The organism is Allobosea sp. P1_B10 (assembly GCF_056406735.1).
On sequence record NZ_JBFTZP010000009.1, the window covers coordinates 30410 to 52401 of the forward strand.

The window sequence follows — 21992 nt, forward strand, 5'->3', positions numbered from 1 at the left end:
AGCATGACAGTTCTGGTCGATGGCAACGAGCTCGTCTTGACGGGCACGGTCGGTGGCTACTGGTTTGACGACGGCTTCACGGCAGCCGAGGTCTCGGGTGCCCTGGCCCGGCTCGGGCGCGACGCGGACATCGTCGTGCGCCTCAACTCCGGGGGTGGCATCGCCACTGAGGGCTGCGCGATCCACGCAGCGCTCGCCGGCCACAAGGGCCAGGTCGAAATCGTGGTCGAGGGCATTGCGGCCTCGGCTGCGAGCGTCATTGCAGTTGCCGGCACCAAGCTCACCATGGCGCTGGGCGCCGTGATGATGATCCACGACACCTCGACGATCGTCTTCGGCGATGTCTCCGACATGCGCCGCGCGATCTCCGAACTCGACGCGATCAGCGATTCCTATGCGGCGATCTACGCCGACCGAACGGGCAAGCCGGTGGCGGACATGCGCGCACTGATGAAGGCCGAGACCTGGTTCACAGCCGACCAGGCCGTCGAGTCAGGATTTGCCGACGCGGTCGGGACGGCGCCGGCGCCTGAGCGCGCCGACCCCACGGCCTTCGCCTACCGCAGCTATGCCAATGCGCCTGCTCCGGTCCTCGCTCTTGCCGACCGGCAGGGCTGGACGAGGCAGAAGCTCCAGGCGGCGTCCGCCGCTCCCACCGCTCGAACCCAGGAGCCCCTGATGAGCGACAAGACCAGGGCGGACGACAAGCCCGCCGACCTCGACAAGATCCGCGCCGATGCGGCCACGCAAGCCGTGACCGCCGACCGCGAGCGTCGCGGCGCCATCATGGCGCTGGACGAGACCAAGGGCCGCGAGGCGCTAGCCGACCATCTCTACATGACCGGCATGACGGTCGACGCCGCCAGGGCCACGCTGGCAGTCTCGCCGCAAGCGACGGCCGCGCCGGTCGCGCCGACGGAGCCCGACGCCCAGAGCTATGCCGATGAACGTGCCCGCGCTGCGGCCGGGCTCGCCGCTCCCGCGCCCACCGGCGCCGGCAAGGAGGATGCCGCCTCCCGCATCCTCGCCAACTACCGCACCGTCACCGGTGCTCCCGCCAAAAAGGCCTGATCGGCCAGCAGAGGAGACCCGCATCCATGACGACGATCCCCTATCAGAGCGGCATTGCCGGTTTCGAGGTCGGCGACAGCTTCACCAGCCAGGAGCTGTTCAACGCCGCGATTCCGCTTCCCGTGACCGAGGATTTCCCGGTCAAGGCGAGCAGCGATCTCGCTGCCTTCAGCGTCGTCGGCCTCGATGCCGACGGCAACCTCGCCATGGCCAAGACCACCTCGACGGCAGTTGTGCCGCTGGGTGTGCTGACCATGGCGGCCAAAACCGCCTCGGGCGAGACCACGCGCGCCGCGATCTACCGCGCCGGCAACTTCAATCCGGCAGCACTGGTCTGGCACGCCGATTACGACAGCGACGCCAAGAAGGCGGCTGCCTTCCGCGGCTCGCCCACCCCCACCAACATCGTCATCCGCAAGCGTCTCTGACGCCGGCGCTCAGCAGAGGACAAAGCCGCCATGGCCTTCGAGAAATACGAACTCTGGGACACTCACACCCTGCTCGGCGTCTATCGCGAGACCGATCAGGTCCCCAATTACTGGCTGAACCTGCTCTTCCCCAACGAGATCTCGTCGACCGACGAGTATATCGACTTCGAGAAGATCCCGCGTGTCGGCCGCAAGCTCGCGCCCTTCGTCGCCCCGCTCGCCCAGGGCCGCCCGATCTACCAGGACGGCGGCAAGGTCGCGCGCTTCAAGCCGGCCTACGTCAAGCCGTCCGATCCGATCACGCCCAACCGCGCCCTGACCCGCAGGCCTGGCACGCTGCTCTCGCCCGACCAGATTTCGCCGATGCAGCGTTATGACGCGATCAAGGCCGATATCCTGGCCTATCACCGCGTCGCCATCGAGCGCCGCTGGGAATGGCTTGCCGCCAAAGCCGTAATCGACGGCCGGGTCAAGATTGAGGGCGATGGCGACTATCCAGCCGTCCTGGTCGATTTCGGGCGCGCAGGCGGCCACTCGGTCGTGCTCGGCTCGGGCGCGCGCTGGGGCGACAATGGCGTCTCGATCCTCGGGCTGATCCAGTCCTGGGCCAACACCATGCACGCAGCCGAGTTCGGCGGTGCGCCGACGCGACTGACCGTGGGCACCTCTGCCTGGGCGCCGATGAGCAAGGATGCCGAGATCAAGGAGGCGATGAACACCACGTATCGCGGCAACGACGTGGTCAACCTCCAGACCACCGGCATCTACACCCCCGGTGAAGCCCGTTTTGTCGGCGTGCTCGGCGGCAATATCGAAGTCTGGGTCTATAACGACTACTATACGGTTGACGGCACGGTGACGCCGTTCATGTCGCCAAAGGACATCGTGCTGTCGGGGCCGTCGGTCCAAGGCTATCGCTGCTTTGGCGCGATTCAGGACATCCACGCCCAGTTCCAAGCTCTGTCTATCTTCCCGCGCAACTACATCGTGCCCGGCGACGTCGCGATCGAGCAGATCGTGACCCAGTCGGCGCCGCTGATGGTGCCGGTCAACCCCAACGCCACGTTGAAGGCGACGGTCGTCGCCTGACGTCTCCGCCGCATTTCCATCAATCGCACGGCCTCGCCTTGAAGCGGGGCCGTTTGCATGAGGACCAGCATCATGGCGAAAGCCTTTGCGATCAACACCGTGACAATTTGTACAAAGCCCGGTGAACGCGGCCCCGACGGCAAGACCGTCACGCCGGCCGTGCTCGAGGACAAGCTTCCGGGCACCATCTTCGACTGCAGCGACGAGGATTTCGAAATCTTCGAGGCGGCCGGCGCCGTCCGCAAGCCGACCAGGGCCGAGATGGCCGAGTTCAAGGCCGCCGAGTCTGCGAAACCGGCCAGGACCGTCGACACCAAGGGGAGCAGCCAGCCATCGACCGGCGGTCCCAACCTGCTGGGCGACGCTTCGCAGCCGGCGCCAGCTGGCACCGTCTGAGCCATGCCTGCTGCATTCACGGCCCATCGCAATCGCGCGGCGAGGGCCGTGGATCGGCTGATGGGCGAGCCCGTGCGGATCTCGCCGCGGGTTGCCTTGCCCAAGCGGCCGCTTGCCAGCGACGACAGCCGGCCGGTTACCGATCTGGTCGGCCGCTTCCGCATCAAGCCAAAGCAGATCGAGCTCGAGGGCCAGCGTCGTGGTACCGACCTTGGCGGCTTCACGGTGCTCGAGGGAGCCGAGGCCAGCCTGACCCTCTCCCCAGTGGAAGCGCTCAAGCTGGGTTTTGCGCTGCGGCAGGGTGACCTGATCATACTGCTGGAGCCGGCAGCGGACATCTGGCCGCGCTGGTCGGCGCTCGCGCCGCAATCCTATTCAACTGGCCAGATCCTCCTGCCGCTGACCCGAGAAGCCTGACCATGAGCCTCGTCGCCTTTGCGGTGCGCACCTGCCTGTGGCGGGCGCTGCTCGACAAGACCTATGCCGAGGATCGCGTCCACGATTCGGCCGTGGCTGCGCTCGATGCGCTGCTCAGCGATGATGCCCGCCCCTTCATCGTGGTTTCGACCGACGATGACAGCGGCGAGGTCTCCGGCCACGCCTTCACCGACGCGCCGCGCAAGCTCGATGTCGTCATCGAGATCGTGGTCGCCTCGGTCGAAAATGTCGGCCCGCCCGATGCCCCCGATTACCAGTTGGTCATCCCGGCGACGGATGATGGCTTCGAGACCGTCGTCAACTTCATTGGGCGCCAGGTCATGCGCGTGATCCAGGCCGATGACCGGCCCTTCGCCGAGCTCTTTCGCGCGCTGACGCCCGGTGACAAGCGCTTCACCAGCAAGCGCGGCGCGGAGACCAAGCCGCGCTATGCGGCCCGGCAGATCGTCATCACCTGCGACACGCTGTGCGAACCGGCGTTCGGCGAGGCGCCATCAGAGATCTGGGGCGACCTCGTCGCGGCCATGGAGGCCGATACGATCCTGGCGCCGCTGGCCCCCAAGCTCGCGGCAGAGATCATGGGCGAGGCTCTGCCGAACTGGCGCAAGCTGCAGGCCGCCATGGGCTGGACCCGCTCGGGCCAGTTCGCCGTCGGGCTGGGTCCCCAACTGCCCGGCGAAGCGCCGGCCGATCTCGTCGCAGCGACGATCGAGGCGGACCACATCACGGTCGAGGTGGCGCCATGAGCGACCTTCACGATCTCCTCGAGGTCGTCGCCGAACTCAAGGTGCAGCTCGCGGAGACCCGCACGCTGATGCGCAACATGGTGCGCACCGGCACTGTCGAAGAGCGCGACGGCAGCAAGGGCTATCGCCTCAACTGGGGCAAGGACGACCAGGGTAAGACCATCCTCTCGCCCTGGTATCCGCACCCGGAATCGGGCGGCGGCGTCAAGACCTCGATCCCGCTGACCAAGGGTCAGATCGTTACCGCGATCAATCCTGGCGGCGATTCCCGCCAGGGGTTCCTGGTGCGCGGCGGCTTCTCCGACCAGAACCCGGCGCCGAGTTCGAACCTCGACGAGAACGTCTTCACCTTCAAGGATGTCCGGGTCGAGATCGCCGACGGAAAGCTGAAGATCACGGTGGGCGGAACTGAATTCGAAATTAGCTCCGGCAAGATCCGCCAGAAGGCCGCGGCGATAGAATTGGTGAAGGGCTGATGCCCGGCATCGCAGTCCGCGCGCTCGATTCCGCCGGCGGCGCCCAGCTTGCCGGCGGGCAGGACTTCGTCACGGCCGAGGGCGAGCCCGTCGTGCTGCTTGGCGACCCCGTCACGCCGCACGGCCCGCCGTTCCCGCCTCACACTGGCCCGATCATGGCCGAGGGCTGCGCCTGGTTGACCATCAACGGCACCCCGGTTTGCCGGGAAGGCCACGCCGCCAATTGCGGGCACGTCACGACCGGGCGCGCCTGGTTGCAGATCATCGACTGAGAGGACAGGCCATGGAAAAGCTTTCGTACCGCGTCACCGCAAAAGCCGGCCCCCGGGTCAACGGCGAGCGCGTTGTCATCGGCCAGGTACTGGAGATGACACCGCAACAGGCGGCCTACTACCTCGACCTCGGCGAGCTCGAGCTCGTCAAGAAGACCAAGCGCTGAGACGCCGGTGGCCGGCATCGACCGCCATACAGGCAAGCCTCTCGCCGGCTTTGCCCATGTGGTGCAGAGCATCAACCTGATCATGACGACCCGGCTCGGCGAGCGCGTCATGCGCCGGCATTTTGGCTCGTCGGCCTTCACCCTGCTTGGGCGGATGCTGACCGCTGACCACGTCGTCCGCTTCTTCGCGGTCTATTGCCTGGCGGTCGAGATCTGGGAGCCGCGCTTCAAGATCGTGCGCGTCATTCCGGTGCGCACGAGCGTTGAGGATATCCGGCTTGGCCGCTTCGCCTTCGCCGTCGAGGGTGAGTACCGGCCCCGCGCGCATCTCGGCGACCCGACACCGGAAGGTGTTCGTCGCATTCGCTTCGGCCAGGCCGAGGTCAGCCTGATCGGGGTCGCCGCATGACCTATGCCCCTACTGCGATCGACCTGTCGCGCCTGGCTGCGCCGAACGCGATCGAGCCGCTTGACTATAAGACGCTGCGCGCAGCCTTCATGGCGCGGTTCCAGGCCGCCTGGGACGCCGAGCGCCTCCGCGATCCGACCCTGCCGGCCTACGACGTCGGCGGATTAGAGACTGATCCGGCTGCGATCCTCGGACAAGCCTGGTCCTATCTGCGCCTGCTTGACCGCGCCCGCGTCAACGACGCGATCAAGTCGCTACTGGCGCCGCTGGCGAAGGGCCTCGACCTCGACAATGTCGTTGCTGGCGCGAATGTCGAACGCCTGACGATCACGCCGGCCGACCCCGCTGCCGGCACACCCGCCGTGATGGAGAGCGACGAGGCGCTGCTGCGCCGCTACCTGCTCGCTTTCGACAGGCCCGCTGCCGGTAGCCGCGACCGCTACCTCTACGAGGCTTGGACCACCTGGCCGCAGATGGGCGACGCCAGCGTACTCGGCTTCGGCGTCCACGGCCGGCGCGGCGACGTTCACGTCATCATCACGGGCCCCGGCGGGCGGGCGCCGACAGGGCCCGAATACGCGCTCGTCTCGGCCGCGCTCCGCAGCACCTCGGTCAAGCCGGAGGCTGTCAGCCTCACGATCCTCGCAGCCGAGCGGGTCGAGTATCAGATCTCGCTGCGCCTGGTCATTCCCCCGGGGCCTGACGGTACCCTGCTTATCGACGAGGCTGAAGCCAGGGTTCTTGCGGCCAGCGCTGCCCGCACCGTCGTCGGCGGCGAGATCCCGCCGGCGCTGATGATCGGCGCCGCTTATGGCTCGAATATCATTGCGGTCGAGGATCTCGCGCCCGTGGTGATCCCGGCGCATCCCTACAAGGTGCCGGTCTGCACCGCGGTCACAGTGACCTACGAGGTTCGGTCGTGAAAGCCACGCTTCATCGGGATCTCAGGGATCGGGGCCGGCGGCTGTCCTGCTTCCCGAAGGCCAAGATCCTGGCGAAGTTGAAACGGGACATCGAGGATACGCAGAGGCTTCTGGGCCGGTCGAATCGACTGCGTCGGGCAGGCACAACGGTCGATCTGCCATGACCGTCGCCACCCTGCTGCCCAGCAACAGCGCGGCCTTCGAGCGCGCGATCGCGGAAGCGATGACCGATGCACTGCCGGTCCCGTTCGGAGAGATCATGGACCCGGCGACCACGCCGGAGCGCTTCCTGCCCTTCCTGGCGGCGCATTATTCTGTCGATCTGTGGTTTTCCGACTGGTCGGTACCGCGCAAGCGCCAGATGATCGCCAACGCGATCCGCCTGGCCCGGCTGAAGGGCACGCGCGCCGGCACGCTCGGCTTCTTGGACTATGTCGATGCTCAACTGCTGCACATCATCTCGCATCCTGAGCGCTTTGTGATCGGGCGATCGCTGATCCAGAGCACGCCCATCGGTCACCGCCCCTTTTCGGCGCGACACCTCATCAAGGTTGAGACGACGACGCCGCCCCGGGCTTTCGTCATGGGGCGCGCCGTGATCGGCCGGGCGCGGCTGAAGGCACCAAGCCGAGAGCCGTTTGCACGCGTGCTCGCGGCTCTGCGTGTCGCCAAGGCCCCGGAGGCCGAATACCGCGTCGATTTCGGCCACAAGCGGCAATGGCGCCTCGAGGACAACATTCCGCTCGCCGACGAAGTTCTGCTCGGCGCCTATCTCAATCGAACCCGTCTCTGAGGTCGCCATGGATCGCGTCGAATTCACCGAAGCCGAAGTCTCCAAAGAGGCCGATTTTGACAACATCGGCAAATTTGCGGTGAAGGGCCTGGATGACGTCGTCGGCGGTGTCATCGCCTACCCGAACCACTGGTCGGCGTTCACGGTCTCCCAAGTCGGCGCCACGATTGCGCGCGTGACGCCCGGCAATCTCTTCAACGACGACATCGTGTATTCGGCCGATGAGGTGACCGACGTCGACCTCATGCTCAATCTGCCGGGCATCTCCGGCAATCGGCGCTGGGTCGGGCTCGTCGCTCAAGGCGAGACCGAATCTGTCAATGAGACCCGCGAGATCGAGACCGACGCCGACACCGGCGAGACGGTGCTGATCTCCGTGCCGAAAACCGTGCGGCGCAAGGTCAACATCATCCGCCTGCCCGGCCAGATTGAGATTGCGGAAAACCCGGTTCTGCCGGAAGTTCCATCAAATCAGTGCCTGATCGCCTACGTGCTACTCGGCACGACCGGGATTCTCGGCTTTGTTCCGGGCACTGCCTGGCGTGCCAAGACGCTCTACGAGGTCGAGGGCCGGGTCACGTCGCTCGAACTCACCCTGTCCGATACGATCCAACGCACCACGACGCTGGAAACCAACCTCGCCAATCTCGCCGCGCGCATGACCATGATCCCGCGCCCCGAGATCATGCTGCAGCTCAAGACTGACGTCGCCGCCATCCGGCGCACCCTCAAGATGCCGACGGCAGCGCGCGCCTACTGGTATGATCCCGGCCTGCTGCAGGACGATTGGGACAAGACACATCCGCAGTGGCTTGCCCGTGTTCGCGAAGGCACGCGCTTCGCCTATGCGCAGATCGTCGACAGCCAGATGTCACTGCTCAACCCGAGCAGCCAGGACTTCAGGACCAGCCAGAACGTGCTGCTTCCGGCGTGGACCGAGGAAGCCCGGATCACGGTCGAGGGGTCAGGCGGCACGCGCGACATCTCGCAGCAGGTTCATACCGTGCAGCACGCCGTTGCCAATACGGTGTCCTATACCTCGATCAGCTACGGACCGAGCTTTGGCGTCTGCGAAAACCAGGCGGAATGGGCCAACATCTCCGACCAGCGGGCCGGCGAGACCTTCAACGTCAACGGCACCGAATACGTGGCCCAGGGCGTGGCTCAGGGCACGCTGATCAATAGCGTCAACGGCCTGCTGACCGACTTCTCGTCCTACAACGCCAACCCCGCCAGCGCCGGCCATCAGGGCTATGCGGTTGCGCAGGTCCAGTACAACACCTGGTCGGAGACCTATTGGAGCTATTGGACCGAGGAAATCGGCGTCAATGGCTCGATCTACGGCCAGACCTTCCTGAACGCGCAGCCCTGCATCGCGACCTCGATCGACCTCCAGTTCACCAAGGTCGGCACGGATGGCGAGGTCCATCTCTTCCTGTGCCTCTGCGATGGCACTGGCGCGCCTCGCTTCGACACGGCCATCGCTTTCACTAGCGTGCCGGCCAATCAGCTTGTCGTCGGCTGGAACAAGTTCTCGATCCGGCCAACGCTGTTGGAAACCGGCCGCCGCTACGCCTGGTACACAGTCACGGTCGGCAATCATCAGCTTGCGACGGTGACCAACAACAAGTTCGCGCAGGGCTCGCTGTTCTGGGCGACTGACGGCGCCTGGGCTCAGGGCGACCCGACGAGCGATTTCTGCTTCCGGCTCAACACCGCGAAATTCAAGTCGACCCGGACGGTGATCCAGTTCAACTCGCTGACCTGCTCGCTCGGGATGACAGAAATCCAGCTGCTCTACCAGGGCTGGGCGCCCGGCGGCACCTCCATGACCTGGCAGGTCAAGCCGACCGGAAGCACGGAATGGTTTGACATCCAGGGAGGCGACGCCACGCCACTTTATGGCCTGCCGGCGCTGTGCGAACTGCGGGCCGTCTTCGTCGGAACCACCGACCTCGCGCCGGCGCTGCTGCTGGATACGACAGCGCGCTCGGCGGCAATGCGTGTGCGGCCCGACATGAAGGCGGTCTCCGACCCGCTCACCTTCGGCTTCTCATCGGACACGATCACCATGGTGGTCACGCTCGACCGCTTTGACCCGGCCTACGCCACTTATACGCCGCAGATCATCGTCGGCTCGACGCCGGTCAGCGCCAGTGTGTCGACGGTGGCTCTCGACCCTGACAAGCCCGGCCGCCGCACGGTGACGAGCGTCTTCAGCCTCGGCGCGGCGGCCACCGCTACCCGCGCCTACCCGCAGATGACCAACACCAACTTCACCAACGTGCCCTTCATCGAAAACATCCTCCTGGCAGCGAGCTAGCCCATGGCAAAGACGGCACCTCCCGCCCCTCAGCACGAGGCGGAGACCAAATACGAAGTCACGCTCGCCAAGCCGGTGATGCTCTTTGGCCAGCAGCTTCTGCCGCTGCATCAGCACGAGATGGCAGGTCGGTTCCTTACCAAGATCGTCGAGGAGAACAGCGCCGATGCCATCGCTTCCGCAACTGCCCTCGGCGGCTGACGACTACGCGCCGCCGCCGGGCACTAAATGGAGCCCGGCGACATACATCGCGACCATCGTTCACATGGCCGCGCGCGTGCGTGTCGTCGAGGCTCAAAAGACGACCATTGATGCTTTGATCGAAGAGTTGCAGGTGTTTGGCCTGCAGCGTCTCGACGAGGCGATTGTGCCGCTCATCGAGCAGCAGCAGCAGGCGCTAGCCAATCTGCAGCAGCAGATCGCGAACGCACTCGCCGCGACGCAGGCACTCGTGACGGACTTTCAGCAGGCGACCGCTGCCGCGCTAGCCGACTTGCAAAACCAGATCGACGCCTCGCTGCTGGTCATCGAAGGCAATATCGGGGCTCTGCAAGAGCAGGTAGACGAGATCCTCGCGGGTGGCATCTCGGCCGATAACGTCAACGAGACCTCGACGCGCGTCTTCGTCTCGCCGGCCCAGAAGACGGCCATCGACAGCATCGCGACGACGCTGTCGGCTGCGATGGACGACATCAATGCGGCGCTTGCGGCGACCGAAGCCGCCGCCGCGGCCAGCCTCTCCGGCAAGGAGGCGGCGTGGGGTGTCCCGACTGTCATCACGAGCGCGGCCACACTAACGGCTTGCCAACATCGTGTCGTCGATACATCGGCGGGCGCTGTGACCATCACACTGCCGGCAGCGCCGGCCGCTGGCGCGGCGGTTCGGATTCAGCGGCGTGGTGCGAACAACGTCGTGGTAGCGCGCAACGCGCAGACGATCCGTGGCGAGGCCGCCGACTTCACCATCGACGCAAATCACATCTGCATTGAATTCCGGTTCAACGGAACAACCTGGGACTGGTTCTGATGGCGAAATTGACGGACTTTATTGGTGGCGGAAGCCGATCTATCAACTCGGAATGGTCCCGCGCTGCAGCGGGAACCTATACGGTATATGTGCCGAATGGGGCCACCAAGGCCGTCGCAATTGTCCAAGGAGCGGGTGGCGGCGGGTCGAGTTCGATATCATCCCGAGCGGGCGGCGGCGGGGGCTCCGGCGCTTGGCTAATGGACGAACTCAACCTTGCCGGCGTGACTTCGTTTTCAGCCATCGTTGGGGCTGGTGGGGTCGGAGGGGCGACAGCGGGCGATGCTGGCGGATCCGGCGGGGCATCGAGTATTTCCACGTTCTCACTATCTGCGGCAGGAGGATCTGGCGCACCATTTCCTTCCTCAGGCGGGCTCGCCCCACCCGCCGCGGGTGGGGCGCTGCCCTCATCCGGTAAGTGGCGATCATCTGGCGCGGCGGGGGGGGCTGGGCGGGGGAGCACGGGCGGCGGCGGGTCTGGTGCGTCAGCCCCGCTAGGCGGCACCCCGGGCGTCCCTGGTGTAGATTCACCTGTCAGCGCGACGGGTTGCGGCGGCTCAGGGATAGGCGGATCCGGAAGCGCATCTGGCGGCGGCGGTGGCAGCGGAGGGAATGCCTCGGCTGGCTCGGGCGGCGCGGGGGCCTTGGGCGATACAGGCCCCACGGTCGGGCCTGGCAGCCTCCCTAGTGGCGTGGGCAGCTACTCGTCGCTGTTTGACGCGCTGTTGCGCAGGGGCATTGTTGGCACAGGCGCGGCGATGAACGCCAGCGCCACAATTACCCATGCTGGCGGCCCAGGCGCGGGGGGCGCTGGCGGTTCGTCAAGCGGCCCTGGTGGAAACGGAGGACTAGGCGCTGGCGGCGGCGGAAGCGCCACCACATCGTCCACTGTCGTCCGAGGCGGAAACGGCGGGCTAGGCGGTGGCGGTGGCGGTGGCGGGGCGAATTCCTCGGACGGAAACCTGGGCGGCAATGGTGGCAACGGCGCTATTGCAATCATCTTCCTGTTCGACTGAGGCATCACTATGAAACTTCGTTTCGATGAGAATGGCTACATCATTAACGTGTCCGATAACCCGGCGCTCGACTTCCACGAAGACATTGCCAAGGACTTCGTCGAGGTGCCGACAGGGGCGCCGGCCAACGTCGGGGTCGGATGGCGTTTCAGCGGCAGTGATTGGGTCGCGCCGCCCAGCTCTCCCGTTCTCGTCCAGCCGGCAGACCTCACCTTCGTCCAGTTCGTCGGCCTCGCGATGCAGGCCGGCGGCATGACACCAACAGCCTATGCGACGGCCAGCGCCAACCCCGCGCTCGTCGTGTTCTTCGACCTCCTGAAGCACGCGCAGGGCCTTCGCAAAGACGACCCGATGATGGCAATCGGCGGCGCGGCCTTCGTCTCCGAGGGCATGCTCACGCAGGCCGGTTGGGACGCCATGCTTGCAAATTGGCCGACCGCCTGAGGCGGGACCCCGGCTGACACCTTTGCCTTCTCACCATTCAACCCGCCCGCCTCAGGCGGGTTTTTTTATGGAGACGCCCCCATGACCGCACCAGTCTTCGGCATCATCAACACCCGTCCCGATGACGAGGCGTTGCCGGTTCTCGGCGCCGATTTCTCGAAATGCCTGTTCATCTCGACCAGCGCCGACGCCGACCCCTTCATCTTCCCGGTGAAGGTGCCCGTGCGCTTCTCGACCAGCGACAAGACTTTCACCAGCCGGCTCGGCACCGGCTACCTCGCCGACGCCGTGCGCGCCGTGAATGACCAGCTCGGCCCGCTTGGCTCTGCTGCCGACTGCACCGTCATTCGCGTCGCTGAGGGTGCGTCCAGCACCGCCTCGACCAAGCTGATGCAGACCTGGTCCAACATCCTCGAGGCGATCGAGATCGCCAAGTCGGTGGCAGCCGAGGTCAACGCCACGCCGCGTCTGATGGACTTCCCCGGCTACACTGCGCAGCAGCCCTCCGGCGTCGCGACTGTGACCCTTACGGCGCGCGGCTCTGGTTTCACCTCGGCGCCGACTGTGGCGGCGAGCGGTGGCGGCGGCAGCGATGCAGCCTTTGCCACGACGATCTCGAAGGGCGTGCTGTCGGCCGGCGTTGGGGCAGGCGGGACCGGCTACACCGCCGCGACTGTGGCCTTCTCGGCCCCGGCCTCGGGCCTCGGCCAGGCCGCAACCGGCACGGTCACAGTCACGACTGGAGCGGTCACGGCGATCACGATCGCCAACAAGGGCCATGGCTATGCCGATGGCGAGGTCGCGCAGGTGCTGATCACCGGCGACGGCACGGGCGCCACGGCAACCGCGACCATGACCGGCGTGCTGGAGAGCATCACGATCACCAGTGGCGGATACGACTTCGCCTCCGCTCCGACCCTTTCCGTTACGGGCGGCGCGGGGACGGGCGCCACCGCGACCGCGACCATCGAACTGCTCGCTAACCCTGTCGTTGCAGCCGCGCCGGCCATGCTCAATGCCTTGCTGGGGTTCGCGTTTGTCAGCGGCCCGTCCTCGAGCCGCCAGGCTTTTGAAGCCTGGCGCGAGACGATCAGCTCCGACCGTATCCATGGCATTGCCGTTGCTGCGCGCGTGCTCGAAAACGGGGCGATCGTGACGCGGCCGATGTCGCCGCGGATCATCGGTCTCGCCATCCGCAGCGACAACGCTCACGGCGGCAAGCCCTTCCACCCGTTCGCCAACCAGCCGATCTACGGCATCGTCGGGATCAACCGGCCGATCCAGTTCTCGATCACCGACGGCGCGACGGAAGGCCAGATGTTGCTGGCGGCAGACGCCGGGATCGTCGTGCAGGGCGAGCTTGGCGTCGACACCGCGATCGCCGATGGGGGTTATGTCTATATCGGCACGGAGTCCTGCGCCGAGGGCGATCTCTGGGCCCAGTTCCACCAGGTGCGCGGCGCCGACTACATCACCGTCGACCTGATGAAGCTGACCCGACGCTTCCTCGGCAAGAAGATCGACGCCGACATGGTCGAGGCCTGGCTCAACAGCATGAAGTTCAACCTGCGCGACCGCAAGGCCGACCGCGATATCCTCGGCTACGCGCTGAGTTTTCCCAAGACTGGTAACAGCCCCGAGAAGGTGCGGCTCGGGCATCTCAAGGTCGTGCCCCAGATCGAGCCGGGGCCGGTGTTCCGCGTCGCCGAGATCGAGCAGCGGCGCTACCGCCCGGCGATCGACGAAATGATCGCGACCATCGTCAGCCGGCTTTCCGCCGCGGCCTGATCAGCGCCGCGCGAGCCTCTCGCGCGGCGTCCCCCCTGACTTTTCTCGATCACCAGGAGCGCCATCATGGCCGTGAGCCAGCCTCTCTACATTTTCGAAGCCGTCGACGTGCGCCGGGCCGACGAGCCCGAAAGCAGCCGCGCCCGCACGATTTCCAAGCTCGTGCTGCCCGGCATCAAGCGCAAGACGTCCGAGCACACGCCGGGCGGCGGCATCGGCACCGTCAATCACGTCTTCCCTCAGATCGACGCAATCGAACCGAAATTCGGCGTCAAGGGCCTCGACCTCGACGTGCTCACGCGCTTCGGCTTTGCCGCCGGGCAACATGACAAATGGGTGTTTTCCGGCGCTGTTCGCAAAAAACAGGGCGGGGGCATCCTGTCGTTCCGCGCCATCATCGAGGGCGTCATCGCCGAATGGACGCCCGACGAGTTCTCCGTCGGCGAGATCCTCGGCTGCGATCACACCATCCAGGAGGTGACGCATTACGAGCTGACGCTCGACGGCAAGGAGCTCTGGTATTGGGACGAGGACGAGCAGGAGGCGCGCTCCGGTGGCGTCTCCTGGTTCGCGGACATCCGAAACGCGCTCGGCGGTTGACCCTCGACAGCCGGCGCGGCGAGGCCTCTTCGCGCCGGCATCCTTTCACCCATTCCGACCATCCCTGACAGAGCCCCATCATGACGAAACTCGACCTGATCAAGCCGATCGACTTCGACGGCCGCACCGTCACGCATCTTGTCCTGCGCGAGCCCAATGCGCGCGAACTGATGGTGCACGGCGAGCCCTATATTCAGTCGTGCACCGCCGAAGGGCAGATCGTCAGCATCGAGGATGGCGCGGCGATCGCGGCTTATCTCGATGCGATCGTGGTCGAGCCCGCCAATCTCCCGCTCGATCGCGTCGGGCTTGCCGACGGCATGCGCCTGAAGGACGCCGTGCTTGATTTTTTCGGGGACGCGAGGCGGGCTGGCTTGCCAACCGCGCGCAGTGCCTCGTCGGAGACCTCCGCTGGTTCGACGCCGCAGGGTTCGGCAGCGCAGGCCTGAGCGAAATAGACTGGTGGGTCGAGCGCGCGATCGCGTCTGGCCGTCTGAAGCGGGTTGCGGAGGATTGAAATGGGTTCGCTGACATCCTCCCTTGTTGTCCGGCTGATCGACGATGTCAGCGGCAAGGCCGGAAAGATCTCCAAGGCGCTGGCGCTGGCTGAAAAGCAGACCCGCGCCCTCTCCGCGGCGGCCAAGGCTGGCATGTCCGACCGAATGGCGACGGAGCTTCAACGCGTCGGGGCCAGCGCCCGCGAGATCGCGCGGGTGACCGACGCCTGGCAGCGCTACAGCCGGGCGCAGGGACTGGCCGCTGCCTCCACAAAATGGACCAAGGACCAGATCCGCGGCGTCAAGGAATGGGAGCGGGCCAATCTCGCCGCCATCCGAAATGTCCAGACCCAGCAGACGCGCGGTCAACGCCCGCGCGGCGGCCGGAGCGCTGCTGCGACGGGCGGTGCCGGCGCAGAGAAAGAAGGCGGGGGCGGCGTCGTCGCGCTGGCCCGCGGCTATCTCGGCCCGGTCATCGCCGCCTATGGTCTCAAAAGCGCGGTAACGAAGAGCGCCGAGGCAGAGCGAGCGATCACGCGCGTGGGCATCACGGCGGATGCGAGCGCGGAGGCGCTTGCCAAGGTCGGGCAGAGGGCGTTCGGCATCGCCCAGGAAGTCGCGATGCCCTATGCGAAGATCGTCGGTGGACTCGATACCCTCGTCGCGCAGGGCCGCAACCTCGAGGACGCGATGGCCTTCCTGCCCGCAGTGGCGCGCACGGCGTCGGCGGCCGGCGCCGAGGTCGAAGACATTGCCAAGACAGCAGATTCCGTGTCGTCAAACTTCAAGATCGCTGGCCGCGAGATGCAGACTGCCTTCGACATCATGGCGGCAGGCGGCAAGGCCGGGCAGTTCGAACTGAAGGACATGGCGCGCTATCTGCCATCGCTCGGCCCAGCCGCCGCGGCGGCTGGCTTCCAGGGTCAGAAGGGACTGACCGACCTCGTCTCGATGCTGCAGATCATGCGCAAGGGTAGCGGCACCTCGGAGGAGGCGGCAGGCTCGATGAGCAACATCCTGCAGAAGATGACCTCCGAGGAGACGACCAAGCGTTTCAAGAAGTTCGGCGTCGATCTGGCCGCCGGCATGGCCAAGGGCCGCAAGGAGGGCCGCAACCTTGTCGAGGTCTTCGAGGATCTCACTCAGCAGGCGCTGAAGGGCGATATCTCGAAGCTGCCGCAGCTGATCAATGACATGGAATTTGCCCGCGGCATGCGGGCGCTGATGGCGTATCGCGGCGAGTGGCAGAAGCTGGCCGGCGCGGTCGAGCGCACGGCGGCTGGTTCGGTCAACAAAGACCTCGATAAGGTCACGGCCAACGTCCAGGCCCGGCTCGACCGCCTGTCCAACGCCTATGAGCGCCGCATGCGCCAGCTGGGGGCGCTGGTCTCGGATATCGTCGTGCCGTTTGACGACCTAGCCAAACGCATCGAGAACCACGACCCGAAGGCAGCGCCGCCCAAGGCCCGGGCAGATTTCGACCGGACCGTAAGCCAGATGCACTACGGGACGGATTCGGCCGACGAATATTATCGCCGGGTCGAGGCCCGCAAGGCCAAGGAAGAACGCGACGCCGTCGACGGCAAGGTCGCAGGCTTCGACGCGCGCATTGCCGAGAAACAGGGCAGGCTCGACAGGCTCCCGAAATATGCCCGCCTGCGCGCCGGGCCTGAGGCCGAGATCGCTGCTCTGCGTGCCGAACGCCAGGGCCTGCTCAATGCGCTCGCGGCCAGGGACAGGGCCAACGTCGCGGTAATCGAGGCCGACGAGCAGAAGCGGCGCCTGGGCACGCGCATGCGTGGCTTCGGCGATTACTACGGCGACAAGCCGCAGCCGATCACCCCCGGGCAGATCTCCTTCGGGCACGGCCCAGGCGGCTCCCGCGGGGCGGTTGACCCGGCATGGATGCCGCGCCCGCTGGTATCGGCGCCCTTCCCGCCGCCACGTCCCGACGGGGCCCCCAAGGGCGTCCCGACGCTGGCGCGGTTCGAGGACATCTATGCGCCCCAGGTCGACACCGCTGCGCTGAGCGAGACCGAGACCAAGGCGAAGGCCGCCGGTGAAACCCTGCAGAGCGCGCTCGGCGTCACTGTGACGCCCAAAGTCGACAGCTCCAGCCTCGATGCGCTCAACGCCAAGATCGAGACGGCACGGGCGGGCCTTCGTTCGCTCGGCAACGAAAGCGCGGCGGCGGCTTCAACCTCTAGCGGGGTCGTCGGGCGCACCATGCGCGGCCTTCACGCGGACAGGGATTGAACCATGCTGTTCCAAATCGGCGCTGTCGCGATCGATGTGCGCCCGTTCAATGTCGACGCGGTCGAGCGCGAGGGTTCGGCCGACTTCGCCGACAAGGATCTGCTCGGGCGGCGCAAGGGCTCCGAGGCTGTCGGGGTCGGAACCGAGACCCTCGAGGTCAGCGGGACCGTGCTGCCCTTCACGCGACGCGGCAACGGCCTGCCGGCGCTGGAGACGATGTGGGGCCAGATGCGAGCACAGATGCCCGTCTTCGTCCTGCGTGGCGACGGCATGGTGCTGGGCTGGATGCGGATCGACCGCATCAAGGAAAAGCATTCCATCCTGGCGCAGGGCGGCGTCGGGCAGGAGATCGCCCATGAAACCAAGCTGACCCGGGTCGATCCGCCGGGCAGCGACACCGCACTGAGCCAGCTCGACCAGCTGCTCTCGCTCTTCGGGTGAGCCATGCCAGACCGTATCACCATCGCCGGCGACAACCTCACCGTCGACCTCCTGCTGTACCGGCGCGATGGCCGGGCCGGGCAGGCGCTCGTCGAGGAAACTTACGAGCTCAACCCCGGGCTTGCGTCCGAGGGGCCGGTCCTGCCGGTCGGCCGGGTTGTGCACCTGCCGGACCGGCCGTCTCGGCCGCGCGCGGCACTGCGCGAACCCGTCTCGCTGTTCGACTAAGGATCGCCCTGCATGCCCTGGAAAATGAGCTGGCGCGTCGAGATCGACGGCCGGGAGGTTTCCGATCGCTGGAGCCCGTATCTGATCTCGATCGAGACCGTCGACAAGGCCGGCACCTCGACCGATACCGCCGAGATGGTCTTCGACAACACTGACGGGCAAGTTCTGTTTCCCGAGAAGGGCACGCCGATCAGGATCTATCTCGACGATGATCTCAGCTTCGAGGGGTTCACCGACGAGCCGCGATCGAGCGGCGCGCGAGGGCAGGGCCGGCGCTTTTCGGTCTCCTGCAAGGGCTTTGACCCCAAGGGCAAGGCGAAGCAGCGGCTCGACTTCCACAAGGACGACGCGACGCTGCAGGAGTTCCTGAGCGATGCCGGCAAGCGCGCCGGCATCGCCAACGTCAAGGTCGACAAGACACTGGGTGCGATCAAGCGCGACTATTGGGAGGCGGGCGGCCGCAGCTTCCTGCATCTCGGCCAGAAGCTCGCCGACGAGCTCGGGGCGACCTTCAAGCTGCGCCGCGACACGGCGGTGATGGCCAAGCGCGGCGAGGGCAAAACAGCGTCGGGCCAGAGTCTGCCCGCTATCACCGCGCGCTGGGGCGACAACCTGATGAGCTGGGACATCTCGCCCAATCGCGGCCGCGACCAGCACGCCAGGACCCGGGTCCGGTATTTTGACCGGAAGTCCGCCGCCTTCAAGGAGGAGGATGTCGAGATCATATCGGGCGAGGGCGCGCCGCAGGCGACCGACCTCGGCCGCTTCGATGCCCCGGACAAGGCGGGCGCGAAGGACAAGGGCGGGGGCGCCAAGACCAAGGCCGAGCGCGAAGCTGGTGGTGGGACGATCCGCATCGACTGCGACCCTCGTGCCAAGGCCGAAGGCGGCGTTACCCTCGAGGGCGCCGACCCCGGCGTCGATGGCGAGTATCGCATCGAGACCGCCACCCACCGACTGACCCGCGATGGCGGTTCCGAGACCTCGCTATCGGTGAAGCAGCCCGGCGGCGAAGCCGGCAAGGACGCCCGCCGGACCAAGAAGACAAGTTCCTGAATTCGAACAGCGCCGGGCTCGCCCGGGGCTCAGGCGGGCGGCCGTGAATCGGCTGCGCGGTCGTCCGCCGCTCTACTCCCAGCCTTGGCCGAATATATCACCGGTCTTGCTTGGCTGTGCAGCGTCGACCGCGCGTCGCAGACCCTCGACGGCCGCTAGGCCAATTACCGAATCTGCTGGCTCACCCATCGAGGCGCGCAGCCCTGCAATTATGGATGAGATAGCCAGAACCTCGTCCGCTATATCTCTAGGGTCACAAACTAGTCGGCAGATCTCAGCAAGAGCTAGATCAACTTGTCGTCTTAGTTGAGGGTCGCCTCTGTCTGCGACCTTGAAGACGGCGGGCTCGATGATACGAAACTGTTCTTCGAGGCATTCTGTCCGCAGCCTGAGATCGTCTGCCTGTGTCATTTTAGGCCACCCCAGCGCAAATGGAGGAACTGGGCGCAACATTCACGCCAGCTCGCGCCGCCTTCAGCGGCATCCAATGCACACCCTAGTGCCTCGGCACACGCTTCTGGCGTGCGGCCTCGTCGGTGGCCTGCGCGTTGCTCAAATAGGAAATGCCGGGTGGCGCGGTCTCAATCTTCCTCGGCCGGCTCGTCCGGGACTTCGCGGTCCTGCCCCTCCATTTCCAAGGTGACTCGGTCACCGTCTTCGTCTCTTCCTTCGATCCGGGTTCTGCCCTGATAAGGGATCACGCTTTCAACGTAGAGCGTTCGCCGTTCACCACCTTGGTGAAATTCAATCTCGCGGCCGGGAGCGATCGCTTGATCGGGATCAACGTCGACATGGTCCCCGTCGTGATCGGCGCCCGACCAAGCGAATGCCGGACCTGCCAGCCCTATTACGACCACGGCTAAAACTAGAAGCTTCTTCATCGAACCCTCGCAGTACCACGCGTCTGTCTGTGGTCGATGAAACGCGGTCGACTGTGGCGCTTTGAAGCCAGAATAGCGGGGCTTTGACGGCTGCCTATTTCACCGCCTCCGGCGGCTTTTTCACATCTGGAGCATCGTCATGAACACTCGCGAGGTGCAAACCGCGCTGCTTTCGCTTGGCTACAACCCGGGCGATGTCGATGGCATTGCCGGCGCCACCACGCGCAAGGCCGTGCGCGCTTTCCAGCAGGCCGCCGGGCTGGTCGCCGATGGCATTGCTGGCCCGGAGACATGGGCAGCACTGGCGACCGGTCTCAGGTCCGCCGGCAAGCCGCACGCAACGACGGTGCCGCGTGCTGCCACTCCGCCGCCCTGGCATGAGGAGCTGTTGCGTCGGAAGGGGCTGCACGAGACCCGAGACCGCTTCAGCCTGATGGCTTGGCTGCGCAGCGACGGCAAAACGCTGGGCGACCCCTCCAAGCTGCCCTGGTGCGGTGACGCGATCGAGACGTGCATCGCGCTGACGCTGCCCGACGAGCCGCTGCCGATGAACCCCTATCTCGCCCGCAACTGGCTGAAGCTCGGGATCGGTCTCGAGACGCCGGCGCTCGGCGCCGTGCTGGTGTTCTGGCGCGGCAGCAAGGCCGGCACCTCGGGCCATGTCGGGCTCTATGTCGGCGAAGACGCAGAGGCGCTGCATGTTCTCGGCGGCAATCAGTCAGACGCCATCACGATCGCCCGGCTCGACCGCTCCCGCCTGCTCGGCATCCGCTGGCCGAAATCTTATCCGAAGTCTTCGGTGGGACGAGTGCTGCTCAGTTTCAGGGGGGGAGCGATATCATCAGACGAAGCGTGAACCTCGACTAATGATCCCTTAATGTCCGCAATTTCGCGCTCAGTAATGGAATTCGAGTGCGCTGACGTAATTTTTGCTCTTTCGAGCCGTAGCTTCGCTCGCATCAGCGAAAATACTAATTTGGTCTTTTTCATAAAAAGTCCGGCCCTCGATTGACCGGACCACTGACGTAGCGGCGACCGTGCGTCATTAACATTTGCTGTAGCACTGCGCGATTTCTGCATTTGCCGCTTCAACCCTCCCGGAGATCCATCATGCTGAAACGCCTCTTCGCGGCGGCTGCCGTCGCTTGCCTGCTCGCCGGCTGCCAGACCGCCCATACCCTATCCACCGGCTGGGGGCAGATCGCTCTCGGCGTCGGCCAGGTCATTGGTCCGACCAAGGCTGACGCCAAGGTCGCCAAGGCCTCCGAGCAACTGGCGAAGTATTGCGGCGCGCTTCAGGCCGTCGCATTCGGCGCCACGCTTTTCGCGCCCGAGAAACAGCGCAACGTCGCCGCCATGGCATCGGCGGCCGTCAACGCCGTCTGCGCCGCGCCGCCGGCCGACGTGCCCGCAGCGCTCGTCACCGCCGCCAAGACTTACGAGGCGATCGAGGCCGCGCGCCGCACGCCCGAAACCCTCCGATCGGAGACATCGTCATGAACGAGCAGATTCTCAGCTTCATCCGCACGCTGGTGCAGTCGGGCGCGAGCGCGCTCGCGGCCAAGGGTCTCATCGATCAGCAGGGCCAGACCGTATTGGTGGCTTTCGCCATGTGGCTGATCCCGACCGTCTGGGGCCTCTATGTCCGTCGCAAGGCCGGGTTGGTCGCAAGCGCTGCGGCGTTGCCCGAGGTCCGCGAGATCCGCACCACGCCGGAGATCGCCGCAGCTTTGCCTGATCCGACCGTCACCTCGCGATAACAGACCGCGCCTGCCGTCGGCTTGATCGACGCGCCCTGCCTCCAAGGACTGATCAAGCCGATGCCTCACCAGGATACGCCCCAGCCTATGCTGCCGGGCACAGTCGTCATGGACATGGCGACACTCGATAGGCTCGCCACGACAGCCGCCATGTCCGCCGCCAAGGCCGTTCGCGACGATACTCTGACCAGAGAGGACGTTCGCGATCTGGCTGAGGGTGTCATCGAGCAGTTCCTGGAGCGCGCCTTCGACGTGCCTGAGGGCGACAGCAAGGCGCTCATGGAGCTTCGGAAAGACATCACATGGGTGCGCGACTCGCGGCTCATGCGAGAGGCGATGATCAAGCACGGGCTGCTCGCCATCGTCGGCCTGCTCGTCGTGGCAATCGGGACTGCAGTCTGGCTCGCAATCATCAAGGGAGGAAGGTGATGCTCTCCGTGAGGACTGTCACGGCCGTCGGTGTGTGG

Annotated in this window: 29 protein-coding genes; 28 read left to right on the forward strand and 1 reads right to left on the reverse strand. The window is 65.8% G+C overall.

Annotated features, from left to right (window positions below; translation table 11 throughout):
- The first annotated feature begins 3 nt into the window (after positions 1–3).
- The 24 genes from AC1D2L_RS18545 to AC1D2L_RS18660 all read left to right on the forward strand — a co-directional run bounded on the left by AC1D2L_RS18545 (position 4) and on the right by AC1D2L_RS18660 (position 18884).
- Complete coding sequence (locus AC1D2L_RS18545) at positions 4–1071, forward strand: head maturation protease, ClpP-related (protein WP_476847372.1); 1068 nt, start codon at positions 4–6, stop codon at positions 1069–1071.
- 26 nt (positions 1072–1097) lie between these two features.
- The gene (locus tag AC1D2L_RS18550) at positions 1098–1499 is read left to right on the forward strand and encodes a head decoration protein (protein WP_476847373.1); all 402 of its coding nucleotides are present in this window, start codon (positions 1098–1100) and stop codon (positions 1497–1499) included.
- A 30-nt stretch (positions 1500–1529) separates the two neighbouring features.
- The gene (locus AC1D2L_RS18555; RefSeq protein ID WP_476847374.1) at positions 1530–2588 is read left to right on the forward strand and encodes a major capsid protein; all 1059 of its coding nucleotides are present in this window, start codon (positions 1530–1532) and stop codon (positions 2586–2588) included.
- A 72-nt stretch (positions 2589–2660) separates the two neighbouring features.
- Positions 2661–2984 carry a hypothetical protein gene (locus AC1D2L_RS18560; RefSeq protein ID WP_476847375.1) on the forward strand — a complete coding sequence of 108 codons (324 nt, stop codon included), beginning with the start codon at positions 2661–2663 and terminating at the stop codon, positions 2982–2984.
- Positions 2985–3044: 60 nt separating this feature from the next.
- Positions 3045–3401 (forward strand): hypothetical protein, encoded by a 357-nt coding sequence (locus AC1D2L_RS18565; protein ID WP_476847376.1) that lies wholly within the window; start codon positions 3045–3047, stop codon positions 3399–3401.
- A 2-nt stretch (positions 3402–3403) separates the two neighbouring features.
- Positions 3404–4168, forward strand: a complete 765-nt coding sequence (locus AC1D2L_RS18570) for a hypothetical protein (RefSeq protein WP_476847377.1) — start codon at positions 3404–3406, stop codon at positions 4166–4168.
- Positions 4165–4644: a baseplate assembly protein gene (locus tag AC1D2L_RS18575; RefSeq protein WP_476847378.1), complete on the forward strand. Its 480-nt coding sequence runs from the start codon at positions 4165–4167 to the stop codon at positions 4642–4644. The genes AC1D2L_RS18570 and AC1D2L_RS18575 overlap by 4 nt, the downstream gene beginning before the upstream one ends.
- A complete protein-coding gene (locus tag AC1D2L_RS18580) occupies positions 4644–4916 on the forward strand; it encodes a PAAR domain-containing protein (protein WP_476847379.1) in 273 nt (90 codons plus the stop codon). Before AC1D2L_RS18575 ends, AC1D2L_RS18580 begins: the two co-directional genes overlap by 1 nt.
- Before the next feature lie 11 nt (positions 4917–4927).
- A complete protein-coding gene (locus AC1D2L_RS18585; RefSeq protein ID WP_476847380.1) occupies positions 4928–5083 on the forward strand; it encodes a hypothetical protein in 156 nt (51 codons plus the stop codon).
- Between the two features lie 7 nt (positions 5084–5090).
- Positions 5091–5492, forward strand: a complete 402-nt coding sequence (locus AC1D2L_RS18590) for a GPW/gp25 family protein (protein ID WP_476847381.1) — start codon at positions 5091–5093, stop codon at positions 5490–5492.
- The gene (locus AC1D2L_RS18595) at positions 5489–6415 is read left to right on the forward strand and encodes a baseplate assembly protein (protein ID WP_476847382.1); all 927 of its coding nucleotides are present in this window, start codon (positions 5489–5491) and stop codon (positions 6413–6415) included. The genes AC1D2L_RS18590 and AC1D2L_RS18595 overlap by 4 nt, the downstream gene beginning before the upstream one ends.
- A gap of 160 nt (positions 6416–6575) precedes the next feature.
- Positions 6576–7208 (forward strand): phage tail protein I, encoded by a 633-nt coding sequence (locus AC1D2L_RS18600; RefSeq protein WP_476847383.1) that lies wholly within the window; start codon positions 6576–6578, stop codon positions 7206–7208.
- 7 nt (positions 7209–7215) lie between these two features.
- Entirely contained in the window at positions 7216–9531 is a 2316-nt protein-coding gene (locus AC1D2L_RS18605; protein WP_476847384.1) for a hypothetical protein, read from the forward strand.
- Positions 9532–9534: 3 nt separating this feature from the next.
- Positions 9535–9732: a hypothetical protein gene (locus AC1D2L_RS18610; protein WP_476847385.1), complete on the forward strand. Its 198-nt coding sequence runs from the start codon at positions 9535–9537 to the stop codon at positions 9730–9732.
- Positions 9698–10558 (forward strand): hypothetical protein, encoded by an 861-nt coding sequence (locus AC1D2L_RS18615; RefSeq protein WP_476847386.1) that lies wholly within the window; start codon positions 9698–9700, stop codon positions 10556–10558. The genes AC1D2L_RS18610 and AC1D2L_RS18615 overlap by 35 nt, the downstream gene beginning before the upstream one ends.
- Complete coding sequence (locus AC1D2L_RS18620; protein WP_476847387.1) at positions 10558–11574, forward strand: glycine-rich domain-containing protein; 1017 nt, start codon at positions 10558–10560, stop codon at positions 11572–11574. The genes AC1D2L_RS18615 and AC1D2L_RS18620 overlap by 1 nt, the downstream gene beginning before the upstream one ends.
- A 9-nt stretch (positions 11575–11583) precedes the next feature.
- Entirely contained in the window at positions 11584–12018 is a 435-nt protein-coding gene (locus tag AC1D2L_RS18625; RefSeq protein WP_476847388.1) for a hypothetical protein, read from the forward strand.
- A gap of 81 nt (positions 12019–12099) precedes the next feature.
- Entirely contained in the window at positions 12100–13806 is a 1707-nt protein-coding gene (locus AC1D2L_RS18630) for a hypothetical protein (RefSeq protein WP_476847389.1), read from the forward strand.
- 66 nt (positions 13807–13872) lie between these two features.
- Positions 13873–14406 carry a phage major tail tube protein gene (locus AC1D2L_RS18635; RefSeq protein WP_476847390.1) on the forward strand — a complete coding sequence of 178 codons (534 nt, stop codon included), beginning with the start codon at positions 13873–13875 and terminating at the stop codon, positions 14404–14406.
- An 80-nt stretch (positions 14407–14486) separates the two neighbouring features.
- Positions 14487–14855: a hypothetical protein gene (locus tag AC1D2L_RS18640; RefSeq protein WP_476847391.1), complete on the forward strand. Its 369-nt coding sequence runs from the start codon at positions 14487–14489 to the stop codon at positions 14853–14855.
- 69 nt (positions 14856–14924) lie between these two features.
- The gene (locus AC1D2L_RS18645) at positions 14925–17159 is read left to right on the forward strand and encodes a phage tail tape measure protein (protein ID WP_476847392.1); all 2235 of its coding nucleotides are present in this window, start codon (positions 14925–14927) and stop codon (positions 17157–17159) included.
- Positions 17160–17162: 3 nt separating this feature from the next.
- Positions 17163–17600: a phage tail protein gene (locus AC1D2L_RS18650; RefSeq protein ID WP_476847393.1), complete on the forward strand. Its 438-nt coding sequence runs from the start codon at positions 17163–17165 to the stop codon at positions 17598–17600.
- A 3-nt stretch (positions 17601–17603) separates the two neighbouring features.
- Positions 17604–17828 (forward strand): tail protein X, encoded by a 225-nt coding sequence (locus tag AC1D2L_RS18655; protein ID WP_476847394.1) that lies wholly within the window; start codon positions 17604–17606, stop codon positions 17826–17828.
- 12 nt (positions 17829–17840) lie between these two features.
- Positions 17841–18884, forward strand: a complete 1044-nt coding sequence (locus tag AC1D2L_RS18660; RefSeq protein ID WP_476847395.1) for a phage late control D family protein — start codon at positions 17841–17843, stop codon at positions 18882–18884.
- A gap of 581 nt (positions 18885–19465) precedes the next feature.
- Here AC1D2L_RS18660 and AC1D2L_RS18665 read toward each other — a convergent pair.
- Positions 19466–19765 (reverse strand): hypothetical protein, encoded by a 300-nt coding sequence (locus AC1D2L_RS18665; RefSeq protein WP_476847396.1) that lies wholly within the window; start codon positions 19763–19765, stop codon positions 19466–19468.
- 139 nt (positions 19766–19904) lie between these two features.
- On the opposite strand from AC1D2L_RS18665, the gene AC1D2L_RS18670 reads away from it, so the two are divergent.
- The 4 genes from AC1D2L_RS18670 to AC1D2L_RS18685 all read left to right on the forward strand — a co-directional run bounded on the left by AC1D2L_RS18670 (position 19905) and on the right by AC1D2L_RS18685 (position 21954).
- On the forward strand, positions 19905–20621 hold the full coding sequence (locus AC1D2L_RS18670; RefSeq protein ID WP_476847397.1) for an NlpC/P60 family protein: 717 nt from the start codon (positions 19905–19907) through the stop codon (positions 20619–20621).
- Between the two features lie 254 nt (positions 20622–20875).
- The gene (locus tag AC1D2L_RS18675) at positions 20876–21265 is read left to right on the forward strand and encodes a hypothetical protein (RefSeq protein WP_476847398.1); all 390 of its coding nucleotides are present in this window, start codon (positions 20876–20878) and stop codon (positions 21263–21265) included.
- Entirely contained in the window at positions 21262–21525 is a 264-nt protein-coding gene (locus AC1D2L_RS18680) for a Pam3-gp28 family putative phage holin (RefSeq protein WP_476847399.1), read from the forward strand. The genes AC1D2L_RS18675 and AC1D2L_RS18680 overlap by 4 nt, the downstream gene beginning before the upstream one ends.
- An 87-nt stretch (positions 21526–21612) precedes the next feature.
- Positions 21613–21954, forward strand: coding sequence for a hypothetical protein (locus AC1D2L_RS18685; RefSeq protein ID WP_476847400.1), 342 nt, complete (start codon positions 21613–21615; stop codon positions 21952–21954).
- Positions 21955–21992: the final 38 nt, after the last annotated feature.

Excerpts from the sequence above, each read along its gene's own strand:
- AC1D2L_RS18545 (WP_476847372.1), top strand. The coding sequence starts at position 4 with ATGACAGTTCTGGTCGATGGCAACGAGCTCGTCTTGACGGGCACGGTC.
- AC1D2L_RS18550 (WP_476847373.1), top strand. The coding sequence starts at position 1,098 with ATGACGACGATCCCCTATCAGAGCGGCATTGCCGGTTTCGAGGTCGGC.
- AC1D2L_RS18555 (WP_476847374.1), top strand. The coding sequence starts at position 1,530 with ATGGCCTTCGAGAAATACGAACTCTGGGACACTCACACCCTGCTCGGC.
- AC1D2L_RS18560 (WP_476847375.1), top strand. The coding sequence starts at position 2,661 with ATGGCGAAAGCCTTTGCGATCAACACCGTGACAATTTGTACAAAGCCC.
- AC1D2L_RS18565 (WP_476847376.1), top strand. The coding sequence starts at position 3,045 with ATGGGCGAGCCCGTGCGGATCTCGCCGCGGGTTGCCTTGCCCAAGCGG.
- AC1D2L_RS18570 (WP_476847377.1), top strand. The coding sequence starts at position 3,404 with ATGAGCCTCGTCGCCTTTGCGGTGCGCACCTGCCTGTGGCGGGCGCTG.
- AC1D2L_RS18575 (WP_476847378.1), top strand. The coding sequence starts at position 4,165 with ATGAGCGACCTTCACGATCTCCTCGAGGTCGTCGCCGAACTCAAGGTG.
- AC1D2L_RS18580 (WP_476847379.1), top strand. The coding sequence starts at position 4,644 with ATGCCCGGCATCGCAGTCCGCGCGCTCGATTCCGCCGGCGGCGCCCAG.
- AC1D2L_RS18585 (WP_476847380.1), top strand. The coding sequence starts at position 4,928 with ATGGAAAAGCTTTCGTACCGCGTCACCGCAAAAGCCGGCCCCCGGGTC.
- AC1D2L_RS18595 (WP_476847382.1), top strand. The coding sequence starts at position 5,489 with ATGACCTATGCCCCTACTGCGATCGACCTGTCGCGCCTGGCTGCGCCG.
- AC1D2L_RS18600 (WP_476847383.1), top strand. The coding sequence starts at position 6,576 with ATGACCGTCGCCACCCTGCTGCCCAGCAACAGCGCGGCCTTCGAGCGC.
- AC1D2L_RS18605 (WP_476847384.1), top strand. The coding sequence starts at position 7,216 with ATGGATCGCGTCGAATTCACCGAAGCCGAAGTCTCCAAAGAGGCCGAT.
- AC1D2L_RS18610 (WP_476847385.1), top strand. The coding sequence starts at position 9,535 with ATGGCAAAGACGGCACCTCCCGCCCCTCAGCACGAGGCGGAGACCAAA.
- AC1D2L_RS18615 (WP_476847386.1), top strand. The coding sequence starts at position 9,698 with ATGCCATCGCTTCCGCAACTGCCCTCGGCGGCTGACGACTACGCGCCG.
- AC1D2L_RS18620 (WP_476847387.1), top strand. The coding sequence starts at position 10,558 with ATGGCGAAATTGACGGACTTTATTGGTGGCGGAAGCCGATCTATCAAC.
- AC1D2L_RS18625 (WP_476847388.1), top strand. The coding sequence starts at position 11,584 with ATGAAACTTCGTTTCGATGAGAATGGCTACATCATTAACGTGTCCGAT.
- AC1D2L_RS18630 (WP_476847389.1), top strand. The coding sequence starts at position 12,100 with ATGACCGCACCAGTCTTCGGCATCATCAACACCCGTCCCGATGACGAG.
- AC1D2L_RS18635 (WP_476847390.1), top strand. The coding sequence starts at position 13,873 with ATGGCCGTGAGCCAGCCTCTCTACATTTTCGAAGCCGTCGACGTGCGC.
- AC1D2L_RS18640 (WP_476847391.1), top strand. The coding sequence starts at position 14,487 with ATGACGAAACTCGACCTGATCAAGCCGATCGACTTCGACGGCCGCACC.
- AC1D2L_RS18645 (WP_476847392.1), top strand. The coding sequence starts at position 14,925 with ATGGGTTCGCTGACATCCTCCCTTGTTGTCCGGCTGATCGACGATGTC.
- AC1D2L_RS18650 (WP_476847393.1), top strand. The coding sequence starts at position 17,163 with ATGCTGTTCCAAATCGGCGCTGTCGCGATCGATGTGCGCCCGTTCAAT.
- AC1D2L_RS18655 (WP_476847394.1), top strand. The coding sequence starts at position 17,604 with ATGCCAGACCGTATCACCATCGCCGGCGACAACCTCACCGTCGACCTC.
- AC1D2L_RS18660 (WP_476847395.1), top strand. The coding sequence starts at position 17,841 with ATGCCCTGGAAAATGAGCTGGCGCGTCGAGATCGACGGCCGGGAGGTT.
- AC1D2L_RS18665 (WP_476847396.1), bottom strand. The coding sequence starts at position 19,765 with ATGAAGAAGCTTCTAGTTTTAGCCGTGGTCGTAATAGGGCTGGCAGGT.
- AC1D2L_RS18670 (WP_476847397.1), top strand. The coding sequence starts at position 19,905 with ATGAACACTCGCGAGGTGCAAACCGCGCTGCTTTCGCTTGGCTACAAC.
- AC1D2L_RS18675 (WP_476847398.1), top strand. The coding sequence starts at position 20,876 with ATGCTGAAACGCCTCTTCGCGGCGGCTGCCGTCGCTTGCCTGCTCGCC.
- AC1D2L_RS18680 (WP_476847399.1), top strand. The coding sequence starts at position 21,262 with ATGAACGAGCAGATTCTCAGCTTCATCCGCACGCTGGTGCAGTCGGGC.
- AC1D2L_RS18685 (WP_476847400.1), top strand. The coding sequence starts at position 21,613 with ATGCTGCCGGGCACAGTCGTCATGGACATGGCGACACTCGATAGGCTC.